Annotated in this window: 11 protein-coding genes; 3 read left to right on the top strand and 8 right to left on the bottom strand. The window is 41.2% G+C overall.

Going from position 1 to position 12,458, the window contains the following annotated elements:
• Nucleotides 1–239: 239 nt before the first annotated feature.
• Both elsL and FTV04_RS06920 read right to left on the bottom strand, forming a co-directional pair.
• On the bottom strand, nucleotides 240–734 hold the full coding sequence (elsL, locus tag FTV04_RS06925; RefSeq protein WP_180089116.1) for a cell wall-recycling L,D-carboxypeptidase ElsL: 495 nt from the start codon (nucleotides 732–734) through the stop codon (nucleotides 240–242).
• Entirely contained in the window at nucleotides 727–1,161 is a 435-nt protein-coding gene (locus tag FTV04_RS06920) for a YbaN family protein (RefSeq protein ID WP_180089115.1), read from the bottom strand. Before FTV04_RS06920 ends, elsL begins: the two co-directional genes overlap by 8 nt.
• An 88-nt stretch (nucleotides 1,162–1,249) precedes the next feature.
• Here FTV04_RS06920 and FTV04_RS06915 point away from each other — a divergent pair, with 88 nt between their 5' ends.
• The 3 genes from FTV04_RS06915 to dapE all read left to right on the top strand — a co-directional run bounded on the left by FTV04_RS06915 (nucleotide 1,250) and on the right by dapE (nucleotide 3,672).
• Nucleotides 1,250–2,113 (top strand): DUF1853 family protein, encoded by an 864-nt coding sequence (locus tag FTV04_RS06915; RefSeq protein ID WP_180089114.1) that lies wholly within the window; start codon nucleotides 1,250–1,252, stop codon nucleotides 2,111–2,113.
• A gap of 154 nt (nucleotides 2,114–2,267) precedes the next feature.
• The gene (locus FTV04_RS06910; protein ID WP_078191053.1) at nucleotides 2,268–2,417 is read left to right on the top strand and encodes an entericidin A/B family lipoprotein; all 150 of its coding nucleotides are present in this window, start codon (nucleotides 2,268–2,270) and stop codon (nucleotides 2,415–2,417) included.
• A 121-nt stretch (nucleotides 2,418–2,538) separates the two neighbouring features.
• Complete coding sequence (gene dapE, locus FTV04_RS06905) at nucleotides 2,539–3,672, top strand: succinyl-diaminopimelate desuccinylase (protein ID WP_180089113.1); 1,134 nt, start codon at nucleotides 2,539–2,541, stop codon at nucleotides 3,670–3,672.
• 69 nt (nucleotides 3,673–3,741) lie between these two features.
• On the opposite strand, the gene FTV04_RS06900 is transcribed toward dapE, so the two are convergent.
• The 6 genes from FTV04_RS06900 to pilG form a co-directional block, all read right to left on the bottom strand.
• On the bottom strand, nucleotides 3,742–4,209 hold the full coding sequence (locus FTV04_RS06900; protein ID WP_078191055.1) for a hypothetical protein: 468 nt from the start codon (nucleotides 4,207–4,209) through the stop codon (nucleotides 3,742–3,744).
• A 3-nt stretch (nucleotides 4,210–4,212) separates the two neighbouring features.
• Nucleotides 4,213–8,727 (bottom strand): Hpt domain-containing protein, encoded by a 4,515-nt coding sequence (locus FTV04_RS06895; protein WP_180089112.1) that lies wholly within the window; start codon nucleotides 8,725–8,727, stop codon nucleotides 4,213–4,215.
• Between the two features lie 162 nt (nucleotides 8,728–8,889).
• Complete coding sequence (locus FTV04_RS06890) at nucleotides 8,890–10,965, bottom strand: methyl-accepting chemotaxis protein (RefSeq protein ID WP_180004985.1); 2,076 nt, start codon at nucleotides 10,963–10,965, stop codon at nucleotides 8,890–8,892.
• Between the two features lie 44 nt (nucleotides 10,966–11,009).
• Nucleotides 11,010–11,546, bottom strand: coding sequence for a chemotaxis protein CheW (locus FTV04_RS06885; protein WP_078191058.1), 537 nt, complete (start codon nucleotides 11,544–11,546; stop codon nucleotides 11,010–11,012).
• A gap of 6 nt (nucleotides 11,547–11,552) precedes the next feature.
• Nucleotides 11,553–11,921 carry a response regulator gene (locus FTV04_RS06880; protein ID WP_078191059.1) on the bottom strand — a complete coding sequence of 123 codons (369 nt, stop codon included), beginning with the start codon at nucleotides 11,919–11,921 and terminating at the stop codon, nucleotides 11,553–11,555.
• 29 nt (nucleotides 11,922–11,950) lie between these two features.
• Nucleotides 11,951–12,334: a twitching motility response regulator PilG gene (gene pilG, locus FTV04_RS06875; protein ID WP_078191060.1), complete on the bottom strand. Its 384-nt coding sequence runs from the start codon at nucleotides 12,332–12,334 to the stop codon at nucleotides 11,951–11,953.
• Nucleotides 12,335–12,458: the final 124 nt, after the last annotated feature.

The following is a 12,458-nucleotide window of genomic DNA, read 5'->3' as shown; positions in this document are numbered from 1 at the left end:
TCGCGTGGACTCATAACTAATCATTCAGCGAACCGACGATTAATTCACCACACACACTGCATTCTAAAACACCCTAGTGTACAAAATACATTCAAACACGACTTTCTGTTGGTTTGCGAGCATTAGTCCTGACAAAAGTCCTGACAAAAAAACGCCTTTCAAACTCACTTTAATTTTTCAAATCTTTGTTTTGATGCCATGAACTTCGGTTTTCATGGCTTGTGCTTTTAACGACGTGTTCAATGTTCAGTGATGTAAACCAGCGCATTTAATGGAATCAATTGATAAAGTTCTACAACATCGCTGTTTCGCATGCGAATACAACCATGTGACATAGGTATACCCATTGGTTCAGTATCTGGTGTGCCATGAATATAAATATAACGCTGATAAGTATCACAGCCCTCACCCACATTAAAGCCGGGTTCCAAACCACTGAGCCACAATATTCGAGATAAAATCCAATCCCGCTCAGGATGTAATGCGGCAAGTTGCTCGTCGTAAACCTCTCCGGTCCACTGACGTGCTTTAAAAACAGCATTTTGAGGTTGTTGTCCACCAAACTTTTCAGCCACTTGATGCCAGCCTCGTGGCGTCTTACCACTATTTTCCTGCTCACCAATGCCATTTTTACCCGATGAAATGAGGTAAAACTTATTCAGCTTCGGCAAAGTTAAGGTTTGATCTTTCAAGTTAATCAGGATATCAGCTTGATCTTGGGTATATTCAGACATGCTCTTGCTCTTTCTGCTTATCTTTATCTACTGGTTGTGTCTGCTTCGATTGTTCAATAGTCCGCATCTGATTTGGCTCAGGTCGTGTCCATAACCAAATGCCAACGATCAACATGGTTAAGTCAGTGAATATCTTGACGGCAATCGGTGCAGAAGTAAAAAGCATAATCAGACCACTCACCAACATCATGATTGATGCGAACCATTTTGCTTTGCGGGGGACGGTGCCATTTTCGCGCCAAGCACGCAAGGTTGGCCCATATTTAGGATGATTCAACAACCACGCATCCATTTGAGGCCAACCTTTTGAAGCCGCCCATGCCGCTAATATTAAGAAGACTGTCGTGGGCATTCCCGGCAATAAAGCCCCTATAAAGCCTAAAATGACAAAGACAACCACTAAGCTTCGCCAAAACAACGTCTTCATACCGCTACCCTGAACTTTCAATTCAGGTAGTATAAGATGTTTTTAACAAATATCCGTTGTTATTCTGCATTATTCAAAAGGTTTCAATATGGCTGTAGCCCCGACAATGTCGTCTTATTTTGAGCCATGGTTGCAATTTAAACAGCCCTTAGTTCGCCAATTGGCTTTCTGTATTGCTAGCCCAAATATTCTGCAGCAAATTCCCAATGAACTCGAAATCCGCTATCCCTTTCATTTTCATCCAAACGAGCTTTGGCATAAATATTTTGAAGCCTATCTTTCCCGTTTAAAACAACTCGAACAACACCCAAGTGAATTAGTAGAATTTTTACAAAAATTAAAAAGTACTCGCCTTGGTTTACGTTTCGAAATGTTTATATGGTTTTGGCTGCTCGATCACCCATACCATCCATACCAGTTACTCGGACATAGCATTCAAAAAATTGACGGCCCTCGTACAGTTGGTGAACTGGATTTTGTTTTAAAAAATACCGAAAGTGGTAAAGTTGAACATTGGGAAGTGGCTTTAAAATATTATCTAGCCGAGCGCGATTTTCAATTACCCTATTGGTATGGCTTAAATCGTAGTGATACTTTGGCTCGTAAGCTTAATCATTTTACCCAAAAACAATTCCAATTTGATGAAGCACTTGGGCAGCAGATTCAACAGCGCTATTGCGTTTTAAAGGGCCAATTATATTTACCTATTCAGCGTACCAACGCATTGCCAAACTGGGTCAATCCTGCGCGTAGAATAGGTCAATGGGGACATGTCATTCCATCTACGAGTCAAGGCTATTATCGCCTACAACGACATGAATGGATCTGCGTGCAGCAGCAACCGACGAGTGCAACCGCACATTGGTGGACAGATGGTTTATATAAAAAAGACAGTGATGAAAGCTATTATATGTATAGACAGCCACGCTTGGTTTTGCCGCAAACAATTTAAGACTCAATGCACCATTTAGTAGAAATTTACATTTATTTACTCAACCACCGTAAAAACCACCTACTGTTTGATACGGCTATTTTTTAATCTAAATCTCACAACAGAATAATTTAGTCTTCTAAAAATTATTCTTTCATAATGGAGATTACATTCAATGAAAAAAATTTTAGCTGCATCACTTATGGTTGCTTTCGTACTGACAGGTTGTAATACAGTAAAAGGTGTTGGTAAAGACGTATCTAAAGCTGGAGATGCTGTAACCAATACTGCTGAGAAAACTTCGGAAGAAATTCGCCGCAATTAATTTCTTTCCCAAGAATTTATAAAAGAGCCCTATTTTTTTAATAGGGTTTTTTACGTCTAAATTTCCCTTCGCTTGTTGATTCGCCTATTATATTGCGACATTTTTGACTTCTGTATTTAGCATGACCTCAACAGCAACTCTTGATCTCAGCCTAGAACTACTTCGCCAACCGTCGGTGACACCGATTGACCATACCTGCCAGAACATTATGGCGGATCGTTTAGCCAAAATTGGCTTTAACATTGAAAATATGCGTTTTGATGATGTAGATAATCTTTGGGCACGTAAAGGGACTGAAGCACCAGTATTTTGCTTTGCAGGTCATACGGATGTAGTACCTACGGGTAACTTGGATGCATGGGGTTCTGACCCATTTCTTCCTGAAATTCGCGACGGAAAACTATATGGTCGTGGCAGCGCAGATATGAAAACCGCGTTGGCAGCTATGGTTGTTGCTTCCGAACGTTTTGTTGCGAAACATCCAAACCATAAAGGTTCTATTGCCTTTCTCATTACTTCTGACGAAGAAGGTCCTTCGATCAATGGGACAGTCAAAGTTGTTGAAACTTTAGAAGCGCGTAATGAAAAAATGACGTGGTGTTTGGTGGGTGAACCTTCAAGCACCAACACACTTGGCGATATTGTTAAAAATGGTCGTCGTGGTTCGCTAAATGCCAATTTAACCGTTAAAGGTAAACAAGGTCACGTTGCTTACCCACATCTAGCAATCAACCCAATCCATACAGCTTCAAAAGCATTGGCCGAGCTTTGCGATACCGTGTGGGACAATGGCAACGAATACTTCCCTGCAACGTCGTTCCAAATTTCCAATATCAATGCCGGTACAGGTGCAACCAACGTTGTTCCGGGCACGATGAATCTACTGTTTAACTTCCGTTATTCAACTGAAGTAACGGCAGATGAACTCAAAGCACGTACCTTGGAAATTCTAGATCGTCATGGCGTTGAATATGACATCTCTTGGACCTTATCTGGTTTGCCATTCCTAACCCCTGTAGGTGAGTTAGTGAATGCCGCACGTGATGCCATTCGAGAAGTTACAGGGACTGAAACAGAACTTTCGACCAGTGGTGGTACTTCTGATGGTCGATTCATTGCACCTACAGGTGCGCAGGTGCTTGAATTGGGTGTTTTAAATGCCACGATTCACCAAATCAATGAACACGTCAATGTGGAAGAATTGGAGCCACTTTCTGAAATTTACGAAAAGATTTTAGAAAACCTATTGGCTTAAGTATTCCCTGCATAGTCAAAAAAAGGAACTCCATTGAGTTCCTTTTTTTATATCTCGTTTTTGCAAATATTAAGCCGCTTGAAGCCCGATGCTGTTTTGAATATTGGCTAAATTTGGAATATGAAATACCTGATCGGCCATGCGTACATATTGGAAAATATTGGCATCTTTCACGGCTTTTTCTTCATCAACCACTTCAGAAATACGCAGACGAATGGTTTTCGGCATTTCATTACACATCAGTGCAAAACGCTGTCCAACATCATCGCCTTCAATCACCAAAGCCACGCCCTGATTTTTGGCAGGATCATTGACCGAGAAAACTGGCAATTTCAATTCATGCCATTCAACAAAAGGAACCTTGGTTGCACTATCGAGCGCTGAAAGCACAATATTTTGTGGCAACAACATTGGCTCTTTACCATGACAATCAATGATATACGCATCGATAAAACCGGTAGAAACCGTAATGAGATGTTGCAGTTCCTGCTGATCAATTTTATCGCTGACAACCTGAGAAACAGTATTTTGGCTCATAGATTACCCCTGCTTTTCTGCAATTAAAGCTTCAATATTGGCAAGCAATTCAGCTTCTTGGAATGGTTTACCCATATAGTGAGTCACACCTAAGCTAAATGCACGCTCACGATGTTTTTCACCAGTACGCGATGTAATCATAATGATTGGCAAGTCACGGTGAATGTCATGGTGACGGACTAAGTTTGTCACTTCGAAACCATCCATACGTGGCATTTCAATATCGAGTAACATCAAGTCTGGACGGACATTTTCAAGCTGCTCAATTGCATCCACACCATCTTTCGCAGTCACGATGTCATAACCCTGACGTTCAAGTAAGCGCGAAGTCACCTTACGTACAGTTACCGAGTCATCGACAATCATCACTAAACGACGCGCATTGGCTTGACGGCCCAAATCACGCTGTTCAGCTGAATGTTTAACACGCTGCGTAGTTTGAATTTGACGTGCAATATTTTGCCCATCCAAAATCAAACATACATGACCATCACCTAGAATCGTGGCACCTGCAATCGCGGCCACACTGGTAAATTGTTGACCAATTGGTTTCACCACGATTTGAGAACGTGAACCCACCAGCTGATCTACCAATAAAGCAATGGTTTGACCACTGTTGCCTTTTATTAGCAATACAGGCAATGAATGGCCGACATTATTTAAACGTGGAATTGGCTGATTACCCACAAACTCTGATAGATAACGTAGTTTGTAATTGGTGTTGTCAATTTTAAACACGTCATCCTTACTATTGAAGTAAGTTTCAAGTGCCGTAGGTGCAATACGGACAATACGTTCAATTTGCGCTAATGAAATCGCATATTGCTGATCGCCCGCTTTCACCATCAAGGCATCGCTGACCGCTACTGTGGTTGGTACACGAATGGTAAAGGTCGTCCCTTTACCTAACTCAGACTCAACGGAAACATGACCACCCAAGGCTTTAATTTCACTTTGCACCACATCCAGACCAACACCACGACCCGAAATTTGCGTTACCGCTTGTGCCGTTGAGAAACCTGGATGGAAGATCAATTGCAAGATTTCTTGTTTATCGAGGAACTGATCCGCTTTGATTAAACCAAGTTTTAAGGCTTTGTCTTTAATTTTGGTTTCATCAATCCCTTTACCATCATCACTGAAAGACACCAGTACATCAGTACCCTGACGACTAATATTCAAGACAATGCTACCCACTTCTGGCTTTTTCAAAGCCAAACGGTCAGCAGGATCTTCTAAACCATGGTCGACCGCATTACGCAGCATATGTTCAAATGGTGTCACCAAACGCTCTAAGATCGTACGGTCCAATTCACCTTCTGTATTTTGAACAATCAATTCTGCAGGACGGTTCAAGGTCGAAGAGGTTTGACGCACAATACGTTGTAAACGTGGTAACAAACGATCAAATGGCACCAAACGGGTACGCATCAGACTTTCTTGAATTTCTGACTGAATACGTGATTGTTGTAATAACAGACCTTCCGCATCACGGATTTTTTCTGCCAAGGTGCTCTTGAAGTCGACCAAATCCGACGCAGATTCAGCTAAAGATTTTGACAATTGGTTAATCGATGAATATTGGTCCATCTCCAATGGGTCGAAATCCGCATAGCGTGAATTTTCAGAACCATGTTTGGCAATAATTTGTGACTCAAGCTCACCATCCATTCGACGTAACTGGTCAGCAAGTCGCTTAATCGCCAACTCCATTTCATTCAATGTATTGCCTAGCTGACCTAAGTCCATCTCAATACGCGAACGGTTAATCGAGTTTTCGCCTGACAAGTCAATCATCTTCTCGACGAGATCAGCCGAGATACGAATCATCTCATTACTGTTATCAGACGAATTGGCTTCTGACCACTCACCCAACATCGATGGCGGTTCAACACCATCACCTTGAATAAATTCAAAGCCTTTGCTAACAATACCTTGTTCTAATTCTGCAACACGGTTTGGTAATTGAACCGTAACATCCACATATTGAATAGACTCTAAGCTCAATTTAATGCTGTCAAAATTACTATAGTCGTGGTTGAAGATCGCTTCTTTTAACCATGCTAACGTCGTTTTGAGCAAGCCGTCATATACATTTGAGTTGAAATGATGAACAGCGAAATGCTCAAATGTCGTCTCAAGTTGATACGCAATTGCAGCAACAGGTTCATTTTCAACCATACGCGCACCACCCTTAATACTGTGGGCAGCACGTTGTAATTGAAGCAATACGTTACGGTCACTACGTTGTTCAGTCCATTGATTTAATAATTGAACGGCTTGTTCAAGAATTTCCTCAGACTCTTCAAGGAAGGTTTCTTCCATGACAGAACGTAGATCGTCATCTGGATGCTCAACATGTTCAGCAACCGCATGTTCAAGATGTTCAACAGCAGACTCAGTGTGAGCAGTCGTTTGAGCTTCAACCACTGCTTCTGCAGTGTCTTCAGCAACATCCATCGGCTCTGACACCGATACATCTGGTTCTACTGCTGTTTGTTCAGTTTCAGCAGAAATAGGGGCCGAAGCCAATGCAACAGCTTCTGAACGCTCTCCTGCCACAATTGACTGAATATTCTTGAGAATATCGATCACATTATTCGCTGGGTAGTCGATCCCTTGGTCACGAATGGTTTGAATACGATCTGAAATATCATCCTGCACTAAACGAATAATTTGAATTAACGCAGGCGTAATCGAAATTTGCTGACGAATAATGCGCTCATAAATCGATTCTAATTCATGCGAAATTAAACCCACATGAGATGCGGCAATCATATTTGCACCACCTTTTAGGGTATGCAAATAACGCATTAAATTATTCAAAGCTGAAGTATTGGTCTGATCACGTGTCCAAGTACTGAGGTCTTGATCAATCCCCACCAATAATTCTTCTGCCTCTTCAATAAAGATCCCTAAAAGATCTTCATCAAAGTCATTATTCGCATCCGCCGCTTGCATCTGTTGATGATCAAGTTGAATACGCTGACTTAATTGTGCAAAGTCTACTGCTGTTGTATTTGGAACAGCGGCTTTATCTTCTACAGTGGCAACAGGTTCAGCAACTACATGGGCTTCTGGTGTTGTCGTCGCTGCAACTGCTTCAATGTCTTGTTGAACAAATGCAGTCAGCTCATTTAAGAAACGCTGAACCTCTTCACTTAACACCACACGCTGACCCGCAGCTAAAGTGTCAAATAAGTGAATAAACTCTTGATGTGCTTGCGCAAATAACTCATAGCCATAATCAGCATGGAGTAATTCACGCTTTTCAACTAAAGACTGATATGCTGCACGCAGTTGAGTTGTGAAATCATGGATTCCAACAGACGCACGATTATCCGTATGTTCAATCAACTCTAAAGCTTGTTGACTGAGCTGTTGAATATAGTCTGGGAATTCAGCAAGGGCACGTTTATCAAACTCAAATTCAGCATCCAATAACTGATCAATATTTAATTCGATTAGTTTAGAAACCAAACCTTGTGGATTATCTTCAGGCGCCAATTGATCTTGGCTAGCAAAACCATAATCATCCCAAGCGGCTTTGAAGGTTTCATAAATAGATGCAAGATTTGCCTTATCTCCTGAACGCAGCACGTGTAAATAATCACGAACAAATTCAGCATATTGAATCAATAAAGCAGTTTCTTTCGAGCTCGATACGATTTCGTCTTGCAATAAGGTTTTGAATAAATTTTCAACTTTTGAACTGGCTTCAAAAATCTCTTCGATTTGTGCCATCGACGAACTACCACGTAAGGTGTGTAGCGCGCGAATCAAGCCATTATAGTCTTGTGATTTACTATCATCAGATTGGAGGAACTGATCAATCGTTTGTAGATGTTCTTCAGCTTCTTCAATAAAAATGCTCACAGTCTCTTCGACCAGTGATGCATCTGCATCCACTTGCTCAAGAGTTGTTTCTGATTCGGCCACTGCATCGATCGTGCTTTCAACTACTTCCACATGTTCTGTAGTTTCAACTTCAGTCAGCTCTAAACCAGTGACAGCATCTTCAGATTTTAATTGATCTGCCAGTTTTAATAATTCTTCGAGTGCAGGCTCAAGGCTAATATTTTGTTGTAATTGTTGCCCCATTAAAACCAATGGACGTAAGTCAACATCCAATTCGGCAACATTTTTAAACCGTGGATAGAGCTTATATTGATAAACATTTAAAACTGTTTGTGCAAACTTTTGAACGGTTGGCGTTAACTGTACTGAACCTGCAATAACACGATTCAGCGTATCTTCCACTGCCCATGCAGTTTCACCCGCCGATTTTGCCCCGACCATACGACCTGAACCTTTCAGGGTATGGAAATGACGACGAATCGTCGTTAAAGTGTCTTTATCTTGTGGATTTTCCAACCAAGTTGTAAATAAACCCGCCAGCTCTTCAAAGATTTCTTCTATTTCTTCAACAAAAATCTCTAAAATTTCTGCATCTTGATCAAGATAACTATCTTCAGGAAGCGTAGTTGTTTCAACTAAATTTTTTAATATTTCTTTCATAGCTAAGGCTTCTTATGTTTTGCCACCAAGAAGGTTGCTCAAACTTAATTGTAACCATCACCTAAGACTTAACTGTGACGTTAAGTTCACCTTATCGATGTGTTATCTGTAATCGGTGCAGTACCCTAACCGTAGCTAAGGTACTGCAGGTTTGCGCCTGACTTACTCTGGGAGTTTAAAGTCAGATACAGATTCACGTAATGATTCAGCCATGTTCGCCAATTCAGATACCGAACGTGCAGTATCAAATGTTGCACTGGTGGTTTGCGAGGTAATTTCTTGTACAACGTTCATCGTTGTCGCAATATGACCTGCTGAAGCAGACTGAAGTTTTGCAGCATCCGAAATGTTTGCAATCAGTTTCGCCAAGTTACCCGATACAGACTGAATTTCATCCAGTGCTACGCCGGCATCCTTAGACAAGTTCGCACCACGTACAACTTCCGAAGTCGTTTGTTCCATTGAAATTACGGCTTCGTTAGTATCCGTTTGAATGGTTTTTACCAAGCCTTCAATCTGTTTGGTTGCAGACGCTGAACGTTCCGCAAGACGCTGTACCTCATCCGCTACCACGGCGAAACCACGACCTGCCTCACCTGCCATCGATGCCTGAATTGCTGCGTTTAATGCCAAGATGTTCGTTTGGTCGGCAATATCGTTAATCAATGCGACAATGTTACCAATCTCTTGAGAAGACTCACCCAAACGTTTAATACGTTTTGAAGTTTCCTGAATCTGCTCACGAATCGTGTCCATACCTTCAATTGAACGGTTTACAACATCTGCACCGTTTGCAGCAATTTGTACTGAACGTTCTGCTACGACAGCTGATTCTTCAGCGTTCGAAGATACTTGGTCAATCGACATTGCCATTTCGTTAATCGCGGCAGATGCACCAGCAATCTCTTGCGCCTGATGCTCAGATGCTTCTGCAAGCTGGTTGGTAATACCCTGCGTATTCGCCGTATACTGTGCAACTTCTTGAGAAGTTTCTGTAATACGCGATACAAGGTCACGTAATTGGTCGATTGCGAAGTTAATCGAGTCGGCAATCGCACCGGTAAAGTCTTCAGATACCGTCGCATACGAACGCAAGTCACCGTCTGCAAGATCGGCAATTTCATCGAGTAAACGTAAAATCGCGTTCTGGTTACGGTCATATTCTTCTTGAAGACGGGTTACACGGAATTTATCAGATTGACCACGTAAAGAAAGAAGTTTGAATACACAGATCAAGAAGGCTGTTAATGCAAGAATCAACAGTACCGCAGGTAAAATGGTTTTCAGACCAGTGTTAGAAGACAATTGATTTAAATTACCCAACAAATTGTCTGACTCAGCAAAAATTTGTGAAGATGCTTTACGTACGTTCACAATTTGTGTTGAGTTTTTCAAAATCGTCGCTGAAGCTGATTTTAATACGTCGTCATATTCGGCTTTAATACCTTCAAGTGATTCACGTAATTCAGGGCTTTCAATACGCTGTACACCGAGCTCTGCACTACCGTCCAATTGAGCATTTAAGTACAAACCGAAGGTTTCCGTATCGGCACTGAAGTCATCCGCAGACTCACGTGAGCTATCAGAACCTGAAAGCACCGAACTGATCGAACGTAAAATACGTTCCGCAATGAATACTTGGTTTTTCGCAATAACCACCTGGTTCGAAGGCATGTCTTGACGCGCCATTTGATCGACCATCAGGTTATATTCCGCCTGAATCCCCGGAATGGTTTCACCAATCGCGATGTTCGTGTCATATAACTTGTTAATGATTTTTTGTTGCGAAGTAATCAAGTCAATACTTTTTGAAACTTCAGCCCACTGCGTATCTACAGATTTCAGCGCATCGGTATTCGCATGAATATCTTTTACTGTTTCTAAGTTTTCTTTGAACGAATCTTGAGAGGCAATTAATTTTTTCATTGCATCTTCAGTACCTGAAGCAGTTGCCTCAGTTGCTTGACGCGAAATTGTTTGCGAAAGAAGACGGAGTTCACCCAAACTTTGCGTTAATTGGTTACCGCGAGGAACGCTATAGAATAGGTATAATAAAATGATCGTTGCCAGTACTAATGAACCAATCGCACCATAAATAAATGGTTTGGATTTTTCACTATCACCAAAAACTCGAGATAATTGATCTGTCTGTGATTGCAGTTTTGCCAGAAAAGCATTACCGCCTTTACGACCACTGGTGCTTTCACCCGTATTTTTCTTTTTAAGTTTAAAGCCCATTCAGCTTCTCCCCGATTACGCCTTCTTTCGTTCGTGCGCGACAATTAATTTATAAATTTTATAGATGCGTTCATGTATTTTGGATTTTGCAGTAAACGACTGAAGAGAAATACATTCCACTGCTGGTTATGCTGGTGGAAATACCCCTGACAATATTCCTGTAAATTTCGATCCAACTCATTATGTTTAGAAAAATAACTTTTCTTATTAAAGTGTTGAATACCCAAAACTTGATCGACTACCAAACCGACATAATGGTCATTATGACTAATACATAAAACTTTTTGAGTGGGTGAAAAACTACTTCGATGACCGGTTATATATTGTGCTAGGTCAGACAAAGAAAGTAAGCGTCCCCGAATATTGGCTAGTCCCATCACCCAAGGTTGGGTGTTGGGAACTGGCGTATATTTTGGTGGGTAGATCACTTCAGCTACTTCACCTAAAGGAGCAACGTAATATTGCCCCATCATCTCAAAAGCAATGCCTGACCATCGGTTTACTTCATTTTCAGTGGAAACGTAGTTTTTGTTTCCTCGTTTTGCGATTCGAAGTAATTCGATAAATCCATTTGCTGCCATAGAGCTTTATCCTGCATTGAGGTGTTGCTTAATCACATCAATTAATTGTTTTTCGTCTACAGGTTTAGTTAGATAATCAGAAGCACCTTGGCGTTTACCCCAAACACGGTCAGTTGCCTGATCTTTGGTACTTACAATGACAATCGGGATATGTTTGGTGGTCGCACCACGTGCAATTTGACGTGTTGCTTGGAATCCATTCACACCCGGCATTACCACATCCATTAAGACCAAATCAGGTAACTCTGCTTGAGCCATTGTCACACCATCTGCCCCATTTGAAGCTTCAATCACTTCAAAACCGTGTTTACCTAAAATTTCTTTAAAACGGAATGTTTCTGTTGGTGAATCATCAACGATTAGGATACGTGCCATGCTTTTTCCCCAAAAAATAAAAAATCTAATTAAGCTGTAACGTGATTACGGATTGCATTCAGCAATTCATCTTTACTGAATGGCTTCGTTAAGTATTCATCCGAACCCACAACACGACCCTTCGCCTGATCAAATAAACCGTCTTTACTTGAAAGCATAATCACAGGAATATTTTGATAATTTTGAGAGTTTTTAATCAGGGCACAAGTTTGATAGCCATCTAGACGTGGCATCATTATATCGACAAATACGATATCTGGATTCGCATCTGCAATTTTTGAAAGTGCTTCAAAACCATCTACAGCAGTGACTACTTCACATCCTTCACGCTGAAGCAGCGTTTCGGCCGTACGACGAATGGTTTTTGAATCATCAATTACCATGACTTTTAGATTTTGGAATTTATCGTCCATTTATTGACCCTACCCATTGAGGATGTACAAACAATTAAGTTAGCAGCATTATTATTTACAAGTTGTGAACATTTTTAACATATCTTTACTTGCGTTTTCAATGAACATTTTCTGCGCAAACACA

Origin of the sequence: Acinetobacter sp. YH12219 (assembly GCF_013417875.1) — a bacterium.
Classification (GTDB): Bacteria; Pseudomonadota; Gammaproteobacteria; order Pseudomonadales; family Moraxellaceae; genus Acinetobacter; species Acinetobacter amyesii.
The sequence above is the reverse complement of the archived record's forward strand: the minus strand, read 5'-3'. Positions and strand labels throughout refer to the sequence as shown.